A 21295-nucleotide genomic window follows, 5' to 3' on the forward strand; every position below is an offset into this window, starting at 1 on the left:
AAAGACACACTGTGTTCAAATAGACGCCAATTAATATCACCAGAAAATATCACAGGTGAAAACATTAATATTATGTATGAAATTAAATGCTTATTTGAATCATTACCATTTTAAATTCTACAGGGTAATACCATGAGTGGTTTTTCATTATTTCCGAAAATAAGCAGCGGTCTTGAATGGATCGCTGGACACAGCGATGCGGTTATTCAATTCGGCTGGAATATCGTTGCCGCCGTAATTTTACTGTTTGTCGGTAAATTTGTCTCTCGCCTAATCTCCAGTGGTCTGGAAAAATTACTGTTAAAACGTAAAGTTGACCGAACCATTATCCAGTTCTTCACCGCGCTGGTACGTTACATTACCCTCGCCTTTGCCGTTGTTGCCGCATTGGGTCGCGTCGGTATAGAAACATCCTCCATTATTGCCGTCATTGGTGCCGCCGGGTTGGCCATTGGACTCGCGCTACAAGGATCGCTTTCCAACTTTGCCGCTGGCGTACTATTGGTCTCCCTGCGTCCATTCCGCGCCGGAGAAGTGGTACAAATTGGGGCAGTCACCGGAACGGTGGAAAAGGTGCATATTTTCTCCACCACCTTGCTCACCGCCGACAGCAAAGAAGTGGTCATTCCAAACGGTAAGATCATCGCTGACAATATCATTAACTATTCCCGCCACCCTTTCCGCCGTATCGATCTGGTGATTGGCGTCGGCTATCAGAGCCGGATAGCTGACGTTAAGCGCGTGATTAACCATATTATCGATCAGGATACCCGCATCGATAAGCAACGTGGGGTAACCGTTCGTCTGGGCGAACTGGGCGCTTCAGCATTGAATTTTTACGTCCGCGTATGGGTACCCAACATCGAATACTGGAATACCTATTACGATCTGCTGGAAAACATTAAAGAAGCCCTGGACGCCAACCATATCTCCCTGCCGTATCCGCAGATGGATATTCGCGTTGAGAACGTAGCCCCCCAATCTCAACCCCAGCTACAGTTGGTTGATTAATTCACAGCGCTTCGGTATGAGCGCAATAAAAAACCCTCTATAAAAAGAGGTTTTTTTTACATATTACCGGTTCAGAAACCGCTAACAGAAAGGGCTATTATTCCCACTCAATGGTTTATAAGAATTCTATCTAATTGTTACCAATTGGTTTTATGAGATGAACTTTCTTGTGATACCGTAATTAATACCGTAAGAATGATAAAGCTGAGACTGTAAAATATTAATTACACATGAGTTACATCCAGCCTTCTTTGAACTCTCACCATTGCCAGACAGCGGACATTGGTAAACTGATCGGGTTCTCAGGCCATTATCAGACGCTTAAACAGCAACTGCTGGACGTCCTGCCGATGTGCCAGGATCGCATGTGCTGTCACTAACGTTCCGTCTACGGAATACAAAACCCGGTAGCCTTCAGCGTGGTTAAACTCCCGGTATTTGGCACAGCCAATTTTCAGCAATTCGGGGCAAATCTGGCAGCCCAAGGGGAACTGGCCTACGGTACTCTCAAACTGTGTGAGAATATCGGCGATAACCGGGCGCGGCTCAACATCAACACGCTTCAGAAAACCCGCTATTGTGTCGATGCAGTGCTTTACCGTAAGCGTGTACTCAAAGGTCACCAGCTGTTCCATGGAAATCCCTTAACGTTGAGCGCGCTGCGTTTAATCCGCAAGCCCATCCAGCAACTGGTCCTTCGAGAACACGCGCCCTTCCGCTTTATCTTTCTCTGACAGGGTAAGCAGCTTCAGCAAAGCAATGGCGTTCTCCCGTTCCTGTTGCTGGTCATAGGACTCTATAACATAAGCAGGCACACCATTTTGTGTGACCAGGATGGGTTCTGACAGATCAAGCGTTGCTGCGTTCTTTTTAACGTAGCTGATTGTCTCTACTTTCATGATTGGTCCGCCTAATAGTCATCCTTTGGTTTTAATATAGACTATATTTAGACCACCAGCAAGATTCATGAGTGCTGATAACTGCCTTGCGAACACCTTAGCCTATTGAGGACTTACCTCAGCGCCGTCCTGTTCGGTCAAAAGTAGCTCTACTTGATCAAGAACAGCCATTAATGCACCTTCTTTACCTGTATTCTTCGATCGCCATTCATCTTCTGGTCTAAATACAACCAACCTATACGCCTCTTGTGATAAATGCTCCAACTCAGCATTAACCATGGAACGCTGACGCAAGTAATATTTCCCCCATCTTGCAAAGATCAGTATCCACATAGAAATCAAAAGCGCACCATCCCATCGAGTCCAGTTAGAAGTACTCGCAAGTGGTTGTTGTACTATCCGTTGCTGACGTTTCAATATATTGTGTATCAATTTAACGCTAGTCGATTGTGCCTCAGGATTACTATTAGCAAGAAGGAAAGCGGCGATGTTAGTTGTTTGCCCCTCTCTAGATTCCTCAAACAACTTCGGTGAATGGGCCTCAAGCATATAAACAAGCTCCTCTGTCCAAATTTTACAAGCGTCGTCATTAGACACTCTTCCCGCTTGCAACAAAGGAGCAACTACATCCATAAATAACCATGGTTCTGCCCAAGCCAATCGCTGCATATGGCCTCGTAAAGAGTCAACCAAATGTTGCAACTCATCTGATGATATAATTTCTGGCAGTACTGTATGTAATGCTTCGATTAAATCCTTATAGGGCTGTGTTTCATGCTTGTTTCTTGCTGCATGATTAACCATCCATCCTAATATCATTACACGCTCAGTATGGGAAAAAATATTTAATAACGGTAAAACAGTGGAAACACATTTAACCTTCTCTAACTTTGATTCAATAGCATTTATCCCCATCCATTGTAGTAAGCCATTGCCACTTCGGAGAAGACATTCTTGTTGAACCTCACTAAGATTAAAATTCATAGATAAGGAAATTTGGCTAACGATCTGACTTAATAAAGATATTCTAACTATTTCTATGCCTTGCGTATCTTTTGGCATTTTAGTAATTTGCTCTTCAGCAAGTAACAGCAATTGTTTAGGAGCATATCGCCACAATAAACAGACTGCGTAATATTCAGCCCAAGTAAGAACCGTATATTTTGTAGAATGAAATAGATGTTCTACACGATAAGAGGTTTGTAAGAGAGATTTAAGTGTTCGTTGAAATAGTTGTGAATCAACAACTGCCAACTCTTTATTAGTATCATCATGTGAGCGATTAAATGATAACCCAAGGTATTGCGTCAACAATTCAATAAAATTATGTTCATTTTGTATGTTGATCTCATCATTATGGGAATGAGCCAGCAAATCACCAATGACATCCCAACTAGAAATAAAACCAGATAAATCCACTGCCAAGTTATCTAAATAATACCGAATGCTACCGGCTTCACCCAGAATATGTGAGTCTCCTTTAAGTAAATCGAGTGCTACTAGCTGTTCTTTTAATTCATCACCACTTAAATCTCGTAATATTATTTGATTAAACCATAAACTTAATGCACTCCCAGCATCCTTTTTCTCAAGAAAACGTAATGGTTCATAGCGCTTTGGACTCACAACTAATGACTTTGAGTCAAAAAGAAGTCGTATAGCAGTACTTCCCTCTATATCATCATTCTTATTATCTCCAATTTCCTGCAATAGGCTAGACATATACTCCTCCACCTGAAGTAATACATCTGATGGGATTGGAGTTATCAACAAAGGATGATTTTCTGCGGCTTTCTGGAAAGAATTTGATAGGTTAAACCCAGTAACTGGTAATCCATTTCTTCCCATAATTAGGATATAGCGATCATGCAGTCGCCCTTCTTTCATTCCATAAATACGTAACTTAAGCTTACTTAACAGGTTGATATTATTTTCACAACAGGCAACAAGATTATTAACTCGTCCTGTGAATAATTTATCTGACTCTACCTCTACAACCGTTTCATCAAACTTCGGTATTTTTGGAAGAGACGTAAAAATAATATAATCAGAGTTTGATGCTGCACAAAGCAAAACTAACCCTAAACCCGCATCTTCAAAATATGGGTCAAAAATAACTATTTGGTGTTCTTGGTATTGAGATAGAACTTTCCTAAACCATTCTACAAATTGCAACCGTCCTTCACCATCACTTTGTCCCCATCGCAAGAAAAACATACCCTCAGATTTTTTCGGGTGAAGCTGTTCAAAAATAGATAACAACTCTTTGTTAGCAGGAACCCACACATCAATTTCACGCCCTCCGACATGACTGGTAAAACCCAAATTACCGCGATTAATTGTGAGTGCAGATTTCGCACGATCTGACATTGATGGCTTTATCGTTTTTTCTAACCAATCAAATTTTACTGGATTAGATTTTTGTCCAATCGCATGACCTAGAATATTAATTTCCCGGATATATCCTATACGCCAGCGGCAACACAGCATTCCGAGGCGATAACATTCATCAACGAAACCAAAAATTTCTATTTCTGTACTGTCGGTAATAGTTCGGATTTGGTCACTTAATTCAAACGAACATTCAAATATCCCTTCAGAGTCACGAATACCAACAGCAATACCTGAGAAAATAACCTGCCCATTATTCATTATATTCAGGCGAAACTGAAAAGCCGTAAACTGTGGAACCTGCATAGAATTAAATCTTACAACTAAAGCCCTAGGTCTATTTACCCAACTAACATCAAGTAGTTTACGTTCTTTATCATCCAGAGCAGGAAAAACCAACAACTCGATTTCGCCAAATCGGGCAATATCAGTTCTTCCGAAGTCCAGTCCAGTATCTTCATTAAGATCCTTGACTACCATGTCCATTAACGCAGTGTCATAATCTGGCCCCAAGCGAAACAACGCAGCCTTATCCGTCTGGATTATAGAGGCGCTCAGTGCCCCTGCTCCGCCATGAGGGCTAGAAAGAGTATGAAAGTCATAGGCATCTCGATTAAGTAAATATGAAACAGGACGATAAGCCAAGGCCTCAGTAGAAAGCTTTGTTTCTCCAAATCGTTTATTTAGTTTATCAGGAAATTTAAAACCCAATGCCTCACTTATTACAGATATAGTCAAACCATCATTTATTTTTTTTAGCAACTCGGCACAACTATTATTTTTAACATATAAATTTAGCCGAGTGACACTTACTTTGAATTGACCAAGCGATTGAAATTTATTATTATCACTAAAGGACCAGCTATTATTAGAATGGTTATATGGGAGCAAACGCCCATAAAGAATACGATTTTGCGTCATTGAATTGGATGTTATCTGTAAGACCCATAGTTGCAACGCACAATTACGCTCATCCGCAGAAAACAATCGTCCTAATCGATTATCATTTATTAAATCATCAAGTGTAAATGCCATAAAATATCCACCAATCCTTAATAATCTTTCAAAATCGAATATATTTTTACATTAAAACATATATTCAGTATATTTTAATAAATATATCACACTCTTTATCTATAGTATCCAGAGCAAGAACACAAGTTGCAAAAAATTCGAAAAATCTTGCAAAAAACTCCCACTTTACAAAACCTGCTAAAATAGTTCCACGAAAGTTGCTATCATTGAGATCAGAGAGAGTCTCTCTTAGATCCAGAATCCAAATTCAATATTTTAAAAAACCAGTCTCATCCAAGCCATTATTTTAAGTGTAGACTAACCTACATAATGCTGGATTGTATGCTTGGCACTGACACTTGATGTTACTTGCAACACACTTTTCGTAAGCCACTTAGAAACTTAAGCTTTCCTCATGTTAAGTATTTAATAAAGAACTGGAGTATCTCTCCTATGATAAGTCCTATTCGCCAGAGCCTATTCGAACGGGCTGCTAACCTACCTGCCGTCAGTGCCCGTGAACTGGCGCTGATGTTGTGTGGTCTGGAACCACACCTCACAACCGCTGCAATTCCTGACGATAAGCACGAGTACTACGATATCTTCCTTCACCAAATTATCCGACAAATCAAATCTGCCGGATGCTTCCCTCCGGGCAGAAACTCGCAGACTCACTCGGCTGATGAAATGTTCGCGCTGGCATACCTGATGATTGATGAAGAGATCACACCAAAACCAGTGCAAGAACGCTGCCTTCGAGCAGTAGCTACTATTGCCAAACGCAATAAAGCCAGAGATCTACTAATGCAACTTGGAGGCCAGCAATTGCTGGAGTGCGGTCTGGAACTACGCCGCAATCAGCGCGGCCAGTACAGGAAAGCGGCAGAGCAGGAAAACACCTACAGGTTGCTTTTTTTGTTGCTCTCACTGTTAGTCAAAAATGCCAATGGTACATATGGAACACTTGACTCACCTCGTCTGGCTAACCTCTATCGGGATTTACAAACCCTTGCGGAAGACGAAGGATTTTCGTCTGAAGGTCTGTCACGCGCCACCATCTACAGCAAGTTAAAATCGGCGCTGTCTGTCCAGCATCACTCCGCAGATTAACTTTTTCTGTTCCACAGTCATCCCTGAACGTCTCAGGACGTATTCGTACTAGTTCGTAGTCGTTCGCTGCTCTGTCATCCCATTAGCTCATTCTAAAAATCTTTGCTTACAATACATAAAGTTAGAACAGATTATGGAATTGCTGTCTTCCCTCCATTCTACCTGTCGTTATTCATCAGATAGCACTTTCTTTCACTGGACGACTGCACCTTTCACTGTATTTTTCCAACCCTATAGACGTGTTCTAACCTGCTGAATACTATCGGCCTTGCCACCTCAACTCCAAGCAGGAGCGATTATGAATATATTACCAACCTCAGCCACGGAATTTCCTCTTTCAGGAAATGTGCGCATCCGCTAGGTCGCACAGTTCCTGGCAATGAGCGAATCCACTGTCCATCGCCGAGTGAAGGAGGCCGGGTTCCCCCAGCCAGTCCAACTCTCTTCCCGACTGGTGGTCTTCGATGCAGCTGAAATCCGTCAGTGGCAACAGCGCCGCACCGCCATCCACTAATCCACGCTCAGGGATGAGCCGACCGATACCCCATCATGAAACGCGCCCCCTTTCTCTGTAAGCAGTCTCCGGACCGCACGCTCGAAGTGGTGATTCTGGCCGGAAGCCTGGCATGGGAGACCTCACGCGTGTGGCGAAAAGATCCCGACCGGGAAGATGATGTTCCCCCGATGGTACTCGGCCCGGATGAACTGGCCGATCTGGATAATCTTACCATTATCAGACCCGACACACTCTACGTCCGGGTACTCCGCACCGGCGATATCAGTGAAGAGGATCTGCTGAAAATCGCCGAAAAACTGGCGCACGCGGGTGTGCAGATGGCCCGGCTAATGAGCCCCGACGGTGAGTTAGTGGAGAACTGGACCGGGCAGCTTGCACGCCTGCGACAGGAAAGGCCTTCTGACATCCTGCCGGATCACTTCCGCCTCGATGAAGAAGCGCTATGGTTTGACAAGCTCACCGAACGCCGGAACGGTGAAAGCGACGTCCAGCCCCAGCGCATCTGTTCCCCGCTGCGCGTCACCGCCATCACCTGCGACAGCCATGACGGCAGCTATGGCCGCCTGCTGGAATGGCACACCACCACCGGGCAGTTGCGGCGCTGAGCCATGCCAATGGCGATGCTCAGCGGCAACGGCGAGGAGCTGCGGCGCATCCTGCTGGAGAACGGCCTGACCTACATCTCCACCCGCCCCGCCCTGCGCAGCCTGTTATGTGAATATATCTCGCGGTCACTCCCCGGACGCCGGGTCACCTGCGTGGAGAAAACCGGCTGGCACAACGGCGTGTATGTGCTGCCGGATGAGGTTATCGGTCCCGATGGCGACAATGTCATCCTTCAGGGCAGCCACTATATGACTGGTGGCTTTGCGCAGGCCGGTACGCTGGCGAAATGGCAGGAGCAGGTCGCCGCACTCTGTGCAGGCAACTCGCGTCTGGTCTTTGCCGTCTGCTGTGCGCTGGCCGCCCCGCTGCTGCGCCTGACCGGAACGGGTGGCGGGGGTTTCAACCTGCGCGGTGAATCCACCGATGGCAAGACCACGGTGATGAAAGTGGCCGCTTCCGTCTGCGGTGGCACGGATTACTGGCACTCCTGGCGGGCCACCGGGAATGCGCTGAAGGGAATTGCCAGCCGACACAACGATGCCCTGCTGCCGCTCGATGAACTGCGCGAAGTGGAGCCGCGTGAAGCCGGGATGATTGCCTATATGCTGGCGAACGGCCAGGGCAAGGGGCGCGCCCGCACCGACGGCGAGGTACGCAACCGCAGGTACTGGACGCTGCTGCTGTTCTCCACCGGGGAGTTGTCGCTGGCGGAACATACCGAACGCGCCGGGGAGCGCCTCTACGCCGGAATGGACGTGCGCATGGTACAAATCCCCAGCGACACCGGGCAGCATGGTGCGTTTGAGCAGTTGCACGGCTTTGCCAGCGGCCAGCAGTTCGCCGATGCCCTCTGCGACCGTGTCGCCCGCTTCCACGGCACCGCCTTTCGTGCCTGGCTGGCCTTCCTCACCCGCGACATGGACGCCAGCACCACGCTGGCGAGAGAGTTACTTCGCCGCTACCAGACCGCCCTGATGCCGGCGAATGCCGGAAACCAGGTTCAGCGCATCGTGGCCCGTTTTGCCCTGCTGGCGGTGGCCGGAGAGATGGTGACGCTGCACGGCATCACGGGCTGGCAGGAAGGCACGGCGTATGAGGCGGTCCGGATCTGCCTGCACGCCTGGCTGAACGAGCGCGGCCATATCGCCAACCAGGAGGATGAAGGCGTGCTGGCGCAGATCAAACGGTTCATCACCGCGCACCAGTACAGCCGCTTTGCCTCGTGGGATGGTCCGGACCGCCCGCTGAATATGGTGGGCTTTCGCAGGGTGGAAAAAGATCCGCTGACGGGTGAAGAGCACACACTGTTTCACATCCTGCCGGAGGGCTGGCGGGAAATGTGCCGGGGATTCAGTCCCGCCAGAGCGGCGAGATTATGCCAGGAAGCAGAATGCCTGCTGCCCGGCAGCGACGGGAAATACCAGTCACAGGTCCGCCTGCCGGAGATCGGCAAAGCCAGGGTCTACCGCCTTACCTCCCGCATCCTCAGTATCTGAGTGCAGTCTCGCGTGTCTTAAAAAAAGGTGGTACAGGGTGGGACAAGTGGTACACGTAGAGCTGGCGCGGGTTTCAGCGTCCCACCTTAGAGAATTTGGTTTAAAAAAAGTGGTACAGAGTGGGACAGGTTTTGCTGATTCTGTCCCACTTTTCCGACTGGCATTTTTCAGGTGGTACAGCGCAAAGCCACGGCTGGCGCGGTTGTACCACTTGTCCCACCTGTACCACCTCAAAAACAGAAGGAATGAAAATGGCGAAAAGGGACGGCAAAAGCAAAGGCTGAAAGGAAGGGAGAATAAAGGAGAACGGGCTTGCTCTAAAAGGGTAAAATAGCTCGGTATAGATTGATTTGTAACGTATAAAAAAGACATCAATTTCCAGAGCCACTAATTAGTTTGTTTAGTTACAAACGATATGGTGCTGCGAATAGTTATTTTCATAGAGTCATACAGATAAAATCATCGTCCCTTGATCACTATCTGACGAAAAAAGGAAAATCCCATGAGGCCACAACAAGCGTTCAACATGGACGTTTAGTGCATATAAGTCCTCTCTAATCCAAGATGGTTGCTTCCAGAATCGTTCAAGATCATGTGCAAACACATCCACCCACCCAGTAAGTTCACGTGCGGCGATTGCTGCACCTACATCAGTATCAGAGTTTAGTAACGGTGATTTATTTATTCCCTGTAAATGGCCGATTAATCGAGCCATAGCAATCAAAATATCAGCTACTGCAGCATGCACAGTACTAAAAAATTTTGAATGATTGTTGTCTATTTTATGTTCTTCTTTTGCGCTAACTATCTTAGAAAAATTCGAATCAAGGGCTCTAATTGCGTAATGTGAAAACTCCTGTTCTAATAATTCTTCGGCTCCAAATTCTGCACTTGCAAAAGCATAATAATAGGCACGCAGAGCCTTTCGCATAGCGCAATGCATAACAGCTGGATGATTGTTCATCATTACGGGCTCCAGCAGGAACTCTGGAAGTACATACTCAAAGTGATTAATTGTATGAACAATAAATAATGAGGAAACAAGAAGATGAATAGCTACCTCCCTATTTTGCAGATCTTCTCCAGCTAAAGCATGAGCATAATTTTGATGAAAGACAATGCGTACTTTTATTTTCCCATCCCGCTTGACTAAAAGAGCAGCACCACCTTGAGCAAGGTAATCCGCTTCACTTTCTGGAGTTTCATTTCCATCAAAACTACGTTCGATATCTTCAAGTGCCTTTTCAAAATTAGACGCATATGTAATTCCATCCAATCGTGAAAGATCCAACCATTGGCTTAGTTTTGCCACAACCCCCTGAACTACCTCATTAATATGCTCAATATCATCACTAACCCAATCATTAAAAGCAATCTGATAGCTAAATGAAGGACAAGAGATACTTTCCGGAACATTTAAATTATCATAGCCCTTATGTTCACATAAAGTATCCAATGTGTCATGGACAATATTATCCATTCTATTTTTCCATCGCTCACCAATATTTTTACGTAAATATTCATGAGCAGATGATGCAGCAATAAATAATTCATCACTGCACTCCGAGGCATCATCGTTGAATCTAGATAGGTCAACATTGATATTACTCGCTCGAACTCCAACAAGTAGTTTCTCGGAAGTAAGAGGCATGATGACAGTAGAAATAGAGGATGCCATAATATAGGGAAGGTAAACACCTTCTTCCTCATCAAAACCAATAGCTATGCAATCCGGCATAATCGCCCCTTCCTGGGGGGCAGGGAAAATACGCCATAATAAGGATTCGAGAGACTGCTTCCGAGCCTCTACAACAACACCATTATTAAGTACCTTTTTATGGCCATAACTAATAGCATCCTCAGTACCAGTAAGAAGTTGAGTGAACAAGGGCTGTAATTGAAAGTAAAATGGATTTGCATCACCTAAAAAACTTTCTTTTGCACTCATAAATAGCATTCGCTCTATCGAATCTTTTGGAATGCCAATTTCCTCCGAAACAAACTCAAAGGATTTAGCTATTTCCGGGTTACTATTGAAAGATGATGCTATATGTTCACTCCATTTTTTATTTGTTGTAGGTTCATCCAACCCTAACAGAGATATCATCAACGTTTTATCAGATATTACATCAGCTAAGCCAGAGATAAGTTTTTGTGTGCCATGGCCAAATATGCTACGAAGGCTTTTACTTCTAGGTGTTAAATGTGCAATTACTTCTGCAGCAATAGATGCCTCGACATCAGTACCAACGTTTTTTTCCCGCAATATGCGAAGCAATTCCCCTAATCTACCTTCATAATCCGTCAGTTTATCATCAAGAGTTTTATTTGCATCATTTGCTGGCTTAGAGTAAAAATCCCTTTGTGCTGCCACACTATCAGTTTTAGATATGAACATTTTATCTCTGCGATAAACGTGTGTCTGCCCAGATTGCTGGCATATGAGAAACCCGCGCAGGAATAACTGTGGTATATAGTGCTGTTTTCTGCCTGACATGCTGATCCCTCAAATATTTACTTCATATCATTTTTAATTATTTGGTGATAATAATAAAGTGCTACCGGGGTTACTCTTTTTAAACCGATGATATTGAAGAATCAATTCAGCTAAATCATCGTCAACAGCATAAAAATACGCTTCCGGTACATCAAGCACTGCCGCCAGCTTACAGACAAGCTTGAAATCGGGTGCATGGACTTCCTTTTCATATGAACTGATCCGCGCGCTTGCGGATTCTTCATCCAGCCCTGCGAGAACACCCAGTTCCGCTTGCGTCAGATCAGCCCTGACTCTTGAAATCTTTAATCTTTTACCAATCACGATCGCCACCCTGCCCCTGAACATGCAGGAATTATCCCTCTCTGGGCAGCAACCATCTTCAGGCATTCCCTTACCTATTCATGTATTACTTGAATTTTGATTACATTTAGAGCAATATTCAAGAATTGCGTGATTTATCACGGTTAAAAAGAGAAAACCGATGAAAAAGTCAACAACCAAAGACTGGCACCCCGCCGACATCGTTGCCGCCTTACACAAGCGCGGTACCAGTCTGGCGAAACTGTCGCGGGAAGCGGGACTGGCCTCGTCAACGCTGTCGAATACCCTTACGCGCCCGTGGCCGAAAGGCGAGTGGCTGATTGCCATCGCGCTCGACGTGCATCCGTCAGAAATCTGGCCCGGCCGTTACCTCAATTCCAGTAACAAACGTGAACCCCGTAAACCGCTTCATCCCATGACAACAACCGATAACTCCGGGACATAACGACCCGCGCTGTGAGTGGCAGGACGCATTAACCAACGACACCTGACAGGAGAGTTGTTTATGCACACTGAAACCACCATCACTCTGATGACAGGAGGCCGCCATGTTTCTGGTCTCCCTGGCTGAAGGCTTTATCCACCTGTTCCAGGCCGCAGGCAAAATCTTCCTCGACATGATGACCGGACTTATCCCGATGCTCATCTGCCTGTTGCTGGCCATCAACTTCCTGATGAAGCTGGTCGGCACCGTACGGATGGAGAAAGTCGCCGCCCTGCTCGGTCGCTCGCGCATTCTCACCTACGGCGTATTGCCGGTACTCGGCTGGTTCTTTATGAGCAGCCCCGGCGCGCTGACGCTCGGGAAACTCTTACCTGAGAAGAGCAAGCCCGGCTATGAGGATGCGCTCGGCACTACCGCCCATCCGCTCACCAGCCTGTTTCCCCACGTGGTGCCGTCGGAGCTGTTCGTCTGGCTCGGCGTCGCCGCCGGGATTAAGGCGCTCGGCCTGCCCGTCACCTCGCTGGCGCTGCGCTATATCGCTGCCGCCATGCTGATTGGCCTGATACGTGGAATTATCACCGAGTACCTGTTCCTGCGGCTCAGCAAACGGGGGAACGAACCATGATGACCTACTGCGCGCGTATCGTCGCCATCGGCCTGTTTGTCGCCGACGGCCTCACCGACAAAATGCTCATCACCTTCGACAGCAACGGGCCGAAGGACTGTCTGGACTACTCCCTGTCACTGGAGCCGGGCATGCGGGAAGAGAATCTGTTTATTCTGCCGGGCGATACCCTGCTGCTGGCCGGATACAGCTACCTCATTACGGCTGTGGGCAGAGAAGCACAGCAGTCGCTATTTGAGCTCGGCCATCTGACGATGAAATTTGACGGCAGCCTGAATGCCTTCCATCCCGGCGTGGTCCATCTCTCCGGCCCGGTGCCATTGCTCTCAGCCCTGCACGGAGAACTGATGATTGCGGAGGGAAGCCCATGAATACGGTGCTTATTCCTCCCGGTCCCGGCGGCTACGGCAAGGGGCTGTGGCTACCCGTCGCCAGCGGCAAAAAGGTGCTGTCACTGACCGGACGCGAGATTCATCCGGTGGCGATAGAAATCGGCGCGCTCACCGAATCGGAAATCGTCAACGGCTTCGCCGATATCCCGCCGGATAACGACATCCTGTGCGTGGTGATTAACTGCGCCGGGTCCCTGCGCTGCGGCCTGTATCCGCAGAAGGGCATCCCGACCGTCAACGTGCTGCCCACCTGGCGCGCCGGACCGCTGGCGCACTTTATTACCGAGGATAACTACGTTTCCGGCGTGACGATGGAACAGCTGGTTCTGGTGGATACCGCCGAAGCCCCGGACGGCAGGCCAGAGGCAACTACAGAGCCTGCGCCACGGGTGATCACCACTCCGCCACCTGCGCATGGCGCGGAGAAACTGGTGCGCATGGTCGAGCAGACCGGCGCCGCCACCGGACACGTTGTCGCCCTGCTGTTCGCCGCCAGCCGTGAGGCGGTGAACGTGTCGCTGCGTAACGTTATCCCGTTTATGGCCTTTGTCTCGCTGCTGATTGCCCTAGTGCAGGAGACCGCGCTCGGCAGCCTGATTGCCCATGCCCTGACGCCGCTGGCTAATTCACTGTGGGGGCTGGTGCTGCTGTCGCTGATTTGCGGCATACCCTTCCTCTCCCCGGTGCTCGGGCCGGGTGCGGCCATCTCGCAGGTGATTGGCGTGATGATTGGCACGCAGATTGGCGCGGGTGCGATATCTCCGGCCTTCGCCCTGCCCGCGCTGTTTGCCATCAACGTGCAGGTCGGCTGCGACTTCGTGCCGGTGGGACTCTCCATGCAGGAGGCAAAGCCGGAGACCATCGCCAAAGGCGTGCCCGCCTTTCTGCTCTCACGGCAGTTAACCGGACCGCTGGCCGTCATCATCGGCTGGCTGTTTTCCCTGGGCTTATTCTGAGGACATCATCATGAACAAAATCAGAGCCGCCGTGGTGGGCGCGGGTATCTACGGTAAGCACCATATGAACGCATACCGCCATAACCCGGACACGGTACTGGTCGCCATCTGCGAAACAGATGAGGAACGCTGTGATGATCTTGCCATGGCGTATGGGATCCAAGGCTACATACGACTGGATCGGTTACTACAGCAGGAGGCTATTGATATCGTTTCGGTGGCGACACCGGACCCGTATCACACCGAATCCATCCTCACCGCCCTGCGCTACGGCAAGCATGTGCTGGCGGAGAAACCGCTCGCCACCTCAGTACGCGAGTGCGAGCTTATCGTGGAGATGGCGCAGCAGCGGGACCTGCTGGTCGGCGTCGATTTCCACAAGCGCTGGGACCCGGCGGTGATGCGCATTAAGGCTGAACTGGATAAGCCGGAAGCCGGGCACATCCTGCGCGGACATATCAGCATGGACGACGTGATAGGTGTGCCGACGGAGTGGCTGGACTGGGCGGGCGCAAGCTCCCCGGTATGGTTTCTCGGCTCACACTGCTTCGACCTGGTGCGCCATCTTTCCGGACAGGAGGTAGTATCGGTGTACGCCGTCGGACAGAAGCGGCTGATGGTCGAATGCGGCCTCGATACCTTTGACAGCGTGCAGAGCCTGCTGACGATGGCCGACGGCAGTTCGTGGGTGGTCGAGAACTCGTGGGTGCTGCCGGAAGGCTTTCCGAAGGACAACGACGGGCGTATCGATATTCTCAGTGAGGCAACGTATATCCGCAGCACTTCACAGCATCGCGGGCTGGAAATCACCACGCCGGGCATGACGCTCACGCCCAACAGCTATTTCATCAACTACCGCAACGGTGTACCCCACGGTTTCGGTATCGATCCTATCAATGACTTTGTGCAAGCGATCAGACATAAAGCGTCCTACCCGGTAACCGCCGAAGACGGGCTGGCGGTAAGCCGGATTTGCGAGGCGGTACACCGCAGTCTGGAGAGCGGGAAACGTGAAGATGTGTAATCCACGCCCGCAATGGCTCGCTTAAGCGAGCCATTGCGGGCAGCATTTCAGGATATTAGCCATGAAAACCTCACCAGAGATATAAAGCACCATCACTGCGTATCTGTAAGCATCGGGTTCACAACTCATTCATTATTCCTTCCTGCCGTGGCACTATCCGAAAAATAAGACTTTAACCTTCTGATACCCATGAGTCCTCACACCACATCATGATATTAAAGTTATTTATTATCAGTGCATTATGGAAATAAATCAGCTTGACCATCGTATCCACAGTGCTATTTTTACGGTAACTGCCGCAGTCCTGGGACTGCACCCGAGACAGCCACGACCTTAGAGGACTGTGCCTGGCTGCTATGTCAGGTTGGTCAAGCCCTTAACCCCGCAAGCCGGACAATACGGCGGGGGCGTCTCTGACGCAGTCCGGTCGTTGTTGCTGCTATAACCTGTGCCAGCAAGAGGCAGGTTGGTACCGCGTCTTTAGACGGAGCGTATCTCTGCGCCAGTAAACAGGTTGCCTGAAACGGCGGCGCGTCACTTTGGAGGCGAAGCAAAACAAAGTGACGCCGACGCACACCGCTACGCCAGCCGCCGTCTTATCAGGCTTATCGTTGTATTTACCTTCTGACGCCATCATTTCTGCGTCAAAAAGATAACAAGGAGGAATGAACAGTACCGGAGGCGGATCACGACGATCCGGGGGCATCCCTGCTGAGGCAGGCGGCCTGCACACCGTGCAGTACCGTACCCCACCATACCTCAACTCTCGCCTTCCGGCGCACCGGTATTGTTCAGCATGGCGCAATGTTCAGTGCCGTGCATTCCCCACGCGCCGGAAAATATTGCTACCGCATCAGGCGGAGGAGTCAGCATGTCGCGACTGGCACAGGATATGAAAAAACTGGCGCACCGCGCAGGAGGCAGCCACAAAACCGTCCATGACCGCGAACAGATGGCAGCCACAAAACCGTCCATGACCGCGAACAGATGGCGCAGCGTTTTGCCCGTCATTTGCTGGCGCAGAATGTTCAGGTCACCAGCACCAGCCAGCTCAAAGCCAGACACATCGCGGGATATATTCATGAACGGCTGGCGCAGGGTATTTCCCCGCGAACCTTACAGAATGAAATGGCGATGGTGCGTTCTATTCTGGCTGAAGCCGGACGCACACAGCTCAGTCAGTCCGAATTAATCAGCAACAAATTACTTGGTATCAGTGGTGCCAGTCGTGACGGGACGCACCGGGCCATTCCGGATGCGCTTTACCAGCAGGTACTGGAGCGGGTCCGGCAAACCGACGCTGGCCTCGCGGTCAGCCTGCAACTGGCGCGGGTGATGGGCCTGCGTAGTCAGGAAGCGGTACAGTGCTGCCAGTCGCTGAAAACCTGGGACAAACAGCTGGAAAAAGGGGCTGAACGTCTGTCGGTGATCTTTGGCACCAAAGGCGGACGACCGCGCATGACACAGGTGATTAATCGGGAGGCTGTCCGTCAGGCTGTGAAAGAGGCGTTGAATATTGCCGGGGAGCGTGACGGGCATCTGATTGACAAGCCGGATCTGAAATCCGCAATGGACTACTGGCACAACCATCTCCGCGATGCCGGACTGACCGGCGAATACTCTCCCCATTCCCTGCGCTATGCCTGGGCGCAGGACGCGATCCGCTATTACGAGGAGCAGGGACTGAGCCATAAGGAGGCGCTGGCGGTGACTTCAACGGATCTGGGACATGGGGATGGGCGGGGGAGGTATATTGAACAGGTATACGGAAAGTAGACAAATAGCTTAGATCAAAATAATTGGAACTTGTTAAACATCATATTTTATGAACAGCATTTTATGTGAACAATTTGTGCCTAAATCGACTCATCATGTGTAAAGAATTAATTACTTAGCATTAGACTATATTCAGGATCATTAGAGGTTATAAATGGTAGTTGAGGTCAGCGCAAATGGGAAAAAACTTGTAGATACTGGAGTATTTCACTACGAGCATTATGATAACCAAAATGATGAAGGGTTAAAAATCACATACAATGGATTGAACATGTTCATTCGGATAGTTAACTCTCCCGACACAGGTTCATCCAGCGATCGGATAACGGCTAATGTCAATGATAACAATGTTACCTTTCTATATGAATGTAAATCCTATGAAAGTACTTTCCGAACTCAAAATGGATTTATTAGGCCGATAGAAGTTGCAATGGATAATGGTCGAAGAATATATATTTCATGGACGGCAATCATTTACAAACAAGGCCCAGGAAGAGCATTATTTACTATCACTTTTTCCATCTATGAGGATGAGTGATGACTAACACAACCATATCAAACTTACAGCAATCCTTAGATGATATTGGAAGAGCGACAAGTAGACCAAGTATTCGCAGTGGTCCTATTCCCCAAGAAAGCTTAACCGGAAGTATTGCATCACAAATAGGTACAGGTGAACATGCAAAAGATTCATTTATATGGGCAACATTAAAATATTGTTTTCTATTAGGGGCGTTATTTAGCATTATCATGCTATTTGTTTACCTCTATTTTTCACTAGATAAAAACACACCAGAAAAAATAAATATCATTTCAGACCTGAAAGATATCTGGTCAATATTCACGCCAATCCTCACACTAGCACTTGGCTACGCTTTTGGCAAAAGAAATAACCTGCCCTGACGATTAACATAACTAAACCTTTCCATAACAACCTATACATTAGGTATAGGTTATTATGATAAAGAAGCGTTCTGCATGCTATTTAATATAATAGACGACTCAATCAACCAGTTTAAAATAATATAACCTCATTCGTTCTGATTAAAGAGTAGTAGACGTTCTTCTCATGAATTTTCTAATTTCGTTAGATGTCGATGTAACAACTGGCCGTTTAAATTCTGAATGAGGATGGATAAGTCTTCACTGCTTTCCCAGGTCCAACCACTCCTCATACTTCCTCGGTGAAAACGGAGTGAGCGTCGCTGTTGTTCCAGCAATCCAACCATCAACCATATTCGCCCACTGCTGCAACATGTAAGCTCGCGGTCGCGCGTACTCGGCCTTGTTGTAAATTGCCCTCACCCCTTTTTGCTCATGCGCGAGGCATTTTTCTATCCAGTCTGATGGATACCCTGCCTCATGCAATAACGTGCTAGCCGTCCGCCGCATGTCATGGACAGTAAAGTGCTCCAGCTCCTTCCCTTGCGACTGTGCCACTTTTACGGTTGTAGTGATAACGCCGTTCAGGGCTGCATTAGACAGTGGTTTGTTGATGTTATAGCGCCCTGCAAGTAAGTAAGGACTTCCTCCGGCACACATTTTCAGGCCTATCAGCAAATCATTAACCTGGCGCGAAAGATAGATGACATGAGTCCGGCCTCCTTTCATACGGCCAGCAGGAATGGTCCACTCGTTGGTTTTGAAATCAACCTCATCCCAAGTCGCTAAAGTGAACTCGCTTTTACGTACCATTGTCAGAAATATAATCTTCAACGCCAGTTTGAGCGTTGGCATCCCTGCAACGGAATCCAGTGTATTGAAGAAAATGCCAACTTCTCGTGGGGAAAGGCTTCTGAGCCTGGGAGTGAACGTTGCGATAGAACTAGCTTTAATATCCTGAGCCGGATTAGAAAAACTGTGCCCTCGATCATTTGCATAACGATAGACACTGCTGATTATCTCGCGAACCTGTACCGCTGTTGCATTACCTCCTCGATCTATTATCCGATCGCAAAGGTCGCGCACCATTGCCGTAGTAATTTCGGTCATTAATTTGTTGCCCAGCACAGGCAGGATATCTCGCTCAATAACGGCTTCTTTCATCGCTCTGGTACTGTCCGCCAGTGTTACATGCTTCATGTAATTGTCGGTATATACCGTCAGCGTCTCACTCTCCCGGAGCTTATTTTTACCGTAACGCTTGTCTACAGCAGGCGATATGCCTGACTTGAGCAGCTTTTTCGCGGTATGGAGTTTTTCCCTTGCTTCAGCCAGAGAAATACCGTCATTACCATACTTTCCTAATGTCAGTGTTTCTCGTCTTCCGTTGATGCTGTAATCGTAGCGAAACGAGACTGTGCCTGACGTCAGCACTGCAACATACAAACCATCCCGGTCAGTAACTTTATAAAGTTTGTCCTTTGGCTTGAGGTTTTTCAGTTTGATATCAGTCAGCATAAAATCACCATTTTGGCATCATTTTTACAACGGTATCAGACAGAGAGAAGAATACACCTCTAAGGCGATACCGTGAGAAATACCGCTAAAAAGTGTGAACTGGAGTGAGGAAACATGAATGCACATAAATAAAAACCCTCTGTAAAAACAGAGGGTTGATTGCAGTTTTACCTGTTCATGAAAACTCAGGAAGGGTTATCGGCTTATTCCCACTCAATGGTAGCCGGTGGCTTACCGCTGATATCATACACAACGCGGGAAATGCCGTTCACTTCGTTAATGATGCGGTTAGAGACGCGGCCTAAGAAATCATACGGCAGGTGCGCCCAGTGCGCGGTCATAAAGTCGATGGTTTCTACTGCACGCAGGGAAACAACCCAGTCGTACTTACGGCCATCGCCCATGACGCCAACGGAACGTACCGGCAGGAACACGGTGAATGCCTGGCTGACTTTGTTGTACAGGTCAGCTTTGTGCAGTTCTTCAATGAAGATAGCATCCGCGCGACGCAGCAGGTCGCAGTACTCTTTCTTCACTTCGCCAAGCACACGTACGCCCAGCCCCGGTCCCGGGAACGGATGACGGTACAGCATGTCGTACGGCAGGCCCAGCTCCAGACCAATCTTACGCACTTCGTCTTTGAACAGCTCACGCAGCGGCTCAACCAGCCCCATCTTCATCTCTTTCGGCAAACCGCCCACGTTGTGGTGAGATTTGATAACGTGCGCTTTACCGGTGGCAGATGCCGCGGATTCGATCACGTCCGGATAGATAGTTCCCTGTGCCAGCCACTTAACGTCTTCCAGCTTCAGCGCTTCTTCGTCGAACACTTCAACGAATACGCGGCCGATGATCTTACGTTTCGCTTCCGGGTCGTTCTCGCCTTTCAGCGCGTCGAGGAAACGCTGTTCGCCTTCAACATGAACAATGTTCAGGCCGAAATGGTCACCAAACATATCCATTACCTGCTGGGCTTCGTTCAGGCGCAGCAGACCGTTGTCGACGAACACGCAGGTCAGGTTTTTACCGATCGCACGGTGCAACAGCATCGCAGTCACAGAGGAGTCAACGCCACCGGACAGACCGAGGATAACTTTGTCATTGCCAACCTGCTCACGAATGCGGGCAACGGCGTCATCGATAATTTTTGCCGGCGTCCACAGCGCTTCACACTGGCAGATATCGCGCACAAAACGCTCCAGCATGCGCATGCCCTGACGGGTGTGGGTAACTTCCGGGTGGAACTGCACGCCGTAGAAGCGTTTTTCTTCGTGCGCCATGATAGCAAACGGGCAGCTGTCGGTGCTGGCAACAGTCACGAAACCTTCCGGAATGGCAGTCACTTTGTCGCCGTGGCTCATCCACACATCCAGCAACGGTTTGCCGTCTGCGGTCAGGGAGTCTTCAATACCGCGGACAAGCGCGCTGTCGGTCTGAACTTCAACCTGCGCATAGCCAAATTCACGTTCGTTAGAACCTTCAACATGACCACCGAGCTGCATTGCCATGGTCTGCATGCCGTAGCACACGCCGAACACCGGCACGCCCGCATTGAAAACGTATTCCGGCGCACGCGGGCTGTTTTCTTCAGTGGTACTTTCCGGGCCACCGGAAAGAATAATACCGCTTGGGTTGAATTCGCGAATTTGTGCTTCCGTAACATCCCATGCCCACAGTTCACAGTAGACGCCCAGTTCACGTACGCGACGTGCAACCAGCTGAGTGTACTGCGAGCCAAAATCGAGGATGAGAATGCGATGTTTATGAATATTGTCTGTCATTGACGCTAATTCCGAGGCAAGTGAAACAAAT

At 48.6% G+C, this 21295-nt stretch carries 16 protein-coding genes and 3 pseudogenes; 12 read left to right on the forward strand and 7 right to left on the reverse strand.

Annotation, left to right across the window (positions count from 1 at the left end; translation table 11 throughout):
• Nucleotides 1-132: 132 nt before the first annotated feature.
• Nucleotides 133-1011, forward strand: a complete 879-nt coding sequence (mscS, locus tag SK34_RS05120) for a small-conductance mechanosensitive channel MscS (protein ID WP_003838477.1) — start codon at nt 133-135, stop codon at nt 1009-1011.
• 302 nt (nt 1012-1313) lie between these two features.
• Here mscS and SK34_RS05125 read toward each other — a convergent pair whose 3' ends face one another.
• The 3 genes from SK34_RS05125 to SK34_RS05135 all read right to left on the reverse strand — a co-directional run bounded on the left by SK34_RS05125 (nt 1314) and on the right by SK34_RS05135 (nt 5336).
• Nucleotides 1314-1646 carry a hypothetical protein gene (locus SK34_RS05125; RefSeq protein ID WP_047050990.1) on the reverse strand — a complete coding sequence of 111 codons (333 nt, stop codon included), beginning with the start codon at nt 1644-1646 and terminating at the stop codon, nt 1314-1316.
• A 30-nt stretch (nt 1647-1676) separates the two neighbouring features.
• Complete coding sequence (locus SK34_RS05130) at nt 1677-1910, reverse strand: type II toxin-antitoxin system Phd/YefM family antitoxin (RefSeq protein ID WP_004853132.1); 234 nt, start codon at nt 1908-1910, stop codon at nt 1677-1679.
• Between the two features lie 102 nt (nt 1911-2012).
• Entirely contained in the window at nt 2013-5336 is a 3324-nt protein-coding gene (locus tag SK34_RS05135; RefSeq protein ID WP_048232510.1) for a VPA1262 family protein, read from the reverse strand.
• Between the two features lie 432 nt (nt 5337-5768).
• On the opposite strand from SK34_RS05135, the gene SK34_RS05140 reads away from it, so the two are divergent.
• The 3 genes and pseudogenes from SK34_RS05140 (at nt 5769) to SK34_RS05145 (ending at nt 9044) form a co-directional block, all read left to right on the forward strand.
• Entirely contained in the window at nt 5769-6425 is a 657-nt protein-coding gene (locus SK34_RS05140; protein WP_048232512.1) for a hypothetical protein, read from the forward strand.
• Nucleotides 6426-6723: 298 nt separating this feature from the next.
• A pseudogene (locus SK34_RS23460) lies at nt 6724-6939 on the forward strand (AlpA family phage regulatory protein).
• Between the two features lie 35 nt (nt 6940-6974).
• Nucleotides 6975-9044 (forward strand): annotated as a pseudogene (locus SK34_RS05145) (DUF927 domain-containing protein).
• Nucleotides 9045-9489: 445 nt separating this feature from the next.
• Here SK34_RS05145 and SK34_RS05150 read toward each other — a convergent pair.
• Together SK34_RS05150 and SK34_RS05155 are read right to left on the reverse strand one after the other, a co-directional pair.
• Nucleotides 9490-11541: a DUF4238 domain-containing protein gene (locus SK34_RS05150; protein ID WP_048232514.1), complete on the reverse strand. Its 2052-nt coding sequence runs from the start codon at nt 11539-11541 to the stop codon at nt 9490-9492.
• A gap of 33 nt (nt 11542-11574) precedes the next feature.
• Nucleotides 11575-11931, reverse strand: a complete 357-nt coding sequence (locus tag SK34_RS05155; protein ID WP_094334095.1) for a helix-turn-helix domain-containing protein — start codon at nt 11929-11931, stop codon at nt 11575-11577.
• 94 nt (nt 11932-12025) lie between these two features.
• On the opposite strand from SK34_RS05155, the gene SK34_RS05160 reads away from it, so the two are divergent.
• The 8 genes and pseudogenes from SK34_RS05160 (at nt 12026) to SK34_RS05195 (ending at nt 17986) form a co-directional block, all read left to right on the forward strand.
• The gene (locus SK34_RS05160) at nt 12026-12310 is read left to right on the forward strand and encodes a helix-turn-helix domain-containing protein (protein ID WP_048232517.1); all 285 of its coding nucleotides are present in this window, start codon (nt 12026-12028) and stop codon (nt 12308-12310) included.
• Between the two features lie 103 nt (nt 12311-12413).
• Complete coding sequence (gene srlA / locus SK34_RS05165; RefSeq protein ID WP_048232518.1) at nt 12414-12935, forward strand: PTS glucitol/sorbitol transporter subunit IIC; 522 nt, start codon at nt 12414-12416, stop codon at nt 12933-12935.
• Nucleotides 12932-13306 (forward strand): PTS glucitol/sorbitol transporter subunit IIA, encoded by a 375-nt coding sequence (locus SK34_RS05170; protein ID WP_048232520.1) that lies wholly within the window; start codon nt 12932-12934, stop codon nt 13304-13306. Before srlA ends, SK34_RS05170 begins: the two co-directional genes overlap by 4 nt.
• A complete protein-coding gene (gene srlE, locus SK34_RS05175) occupies nt 13303-14283 on the forward strand; it encodes a PTS glucitol/sorbitol transporter subunit IIB (protein ID WP_048232522.1) in 981 nt (326 codons plus the stop codon). Before SK34_RS05170 ends, srlE begins: the two co-directional genes overlap by 4 nt.
• A gap of 10 nt (nt 14284-14293) precedes the next feature.
• Nucleotides 14294-15307 carry a Gfo/Idh/MocA family protein gene (locus tag SK34_RS05180; protein WP_048232524.1) on the forward strand — a complete coding sequence of 338 codons (1014 nt, stop codon included), beginning with the start codon at nt 14294-14296 and terminating at the stop codon, nt 15305-15307.
• 871 nt (nt 15308-16178) lie between these two features.
• Nucleotides 16179-17083: pseudogene (locus SK34_RS05185) on the forward strand (integrase domain-containing protein).
• Nucleotides 17084-17237: 154 nt separating this feature from the next.
• Complete coding sequence (locus SK34_RS05190; protein WP_048232525.1) at nt 17238-17621, forward strand: hypothetical protein; 384 nt, start codon at nt 17238-17240, stop codon at nt 17619-17621.
• Nucleotides 17621-17986 (forward strand): hypothetical protein, encoded by a 366-nt coding sequence (locus SK34_RS05195; RefSeq protein WP_053064276.1) that lies wholly within the window; start codon nt 17621-17623, stop codon nt 17984-17986. The genes SK34_RS05190 and SK34_RS05195 overlap by 1 nt, the downstream gene beginning before the upstream one ends.
• Nucleotides 17987-18226: 240 nt before the next feature.
• On the opposite strand, the gene SK34_RS05200 is transcribed toward SK34_RS05195, so the two are convergent.
• Both SK34_RS05200 and guaA read right to left on the reverse strand, forming a co-directional pair.
• The gene (locus SK34_RS05200; protein WP_048232527.1) at nt 18227-19483 is read right to left on the reverse strand and encodes a tyrosine-type recombinase/integrase; all 1257 of its coding nucleotides are present in this window, start codon (nt 19481-19483) and stop codon (nt 18227-18229) included.
• A 203-nt stretch (nt 19484-19686) separates the two neighbouring features.
• Complete coding sequence (gene guaA, locus SK34_RS05205) at nt 19687-21264, reverse strand: glutamine-hydrolyzing GMP synthase (RefSeq protein ID WP_003037760.1); 1578 nt, start codon at nt 21262-21264, stop codon at nt 19687-19689.
• Nucleotides 21265-21295 lie beyond the last annotated feature (31 nt).

Origin of the sequence: Citrobacter sp. MGH104 (assembly GCF_001034485.1) — a bacterium.
GTDB lineage: Bacteria > Pseudomonadota > Gammaproteobacteria > Enterobacterales > Enterobacteriaceae > Citrobacter > Citrobacter freundii.

Coding starts and splice junctions, on each gene's coding strand:
- mscS (WP_003838477.1), top strand. CDS start 133: ATGAGTGGTTTTTCATTATTTCCGAAAATAAGCAGCGGTCTTGAATGG.
- SK34_RS05125 (WP_047050990.1), bottom strand. CDS start 1,646: ATGGAACAGCTGGTGACCTTTGAGTACACGCTTACGGTAAAGCACTGC.
- SK34_RS05130 (WP_004853132.1), bottom strand. CDS start 1,910: ATGAAAGTAGAGACAATCAGCTACGTTAAAAAGAACGCAGCAACGCTT.
- SK34_RS05135 (WP_048232510.1), bottom strand. CDS start 5,336: ATGGCATTTACACTTGATGATTTAATAAATGATAATCGATTAGGACGA.
- SK34_RS05140 (WP_048232512.1), top strand. CDS start 5,769: ATGATAAGTCCTATTCGCCAGAGCCTATTCGAACGGGCTGCTAACCTA.
- SK34_RS05150 (WP_048232514.1), bottom strand. CDS start 11,541: ATGTCAGGCAGAAAACAGCACTATATACCACAGTTATTCCTGCGCGGG.
- SK34_RS05155 (WP_094334095.1), bottom strand. CDS start 11,931: ATGCCTGAAGATGGTTGCTGCCCAGAGAGGGATAATTCCTGCATGTTC.
- SK34_RS05160 (WP_048232517.1), top strand. CDS start 12,026: ATGAAAAAGTCAACAACCAAAGACTGGCACCCCGCCGACATCGTTGCC.
- srlA (WP_048232518.1), top strand. CDS start 12,414: ATGTTTCTGGTCTCCCTGGCTGAAGGCTTTATCCACCTGTTCCAGGCC.
- SK34_RS05170 (WP_048232520.1), top strand. CDS start 12,932: ATGATGACCTACTGCGCGCGTATCGTCGCCATCGGCCTGTTTGTCGCC.
- srlE (WP_048232522.1), top strand. CDS start 13,303: ATGAATACGGTGCTTATTCCTCCCGGTCCCGGCGGCTACGGCAAGGGG.
- SK34_RS05180 (WP_048232524.1), top strand. CDS start 14,294: ATGAACAAAATCAGAGCCGCCGTGGTGGGCGCGGGTATCTACGGTAAG.
- SK34_RS05190 (WP_048232525.1), top strand. CDS start 17,238: ATGGTAGTTGAGGTCAGCGCAAATGGGAAAAAACTTGTAGATACTGGA.
- SK34_RS05195 (WP_053064276.1), top strand. CDS start 17,621: ATGACTAACACAACCATATCAAACTTACAGCAATCCTTAGATGATATT.
- SK34_RS05200 (WP_048232527.1), bottom strand. CDS start 19,483: ATGCTGACTGATATCAAACTGAAAAACCTCAAGCCAAAGGACAAACTT.
- guaA (WP_003037760.1), bottom strand. CDS start 21,264: ATGACAGACAATATTCATAAACATCGCATTCTCATCCTCGATTTTGGC.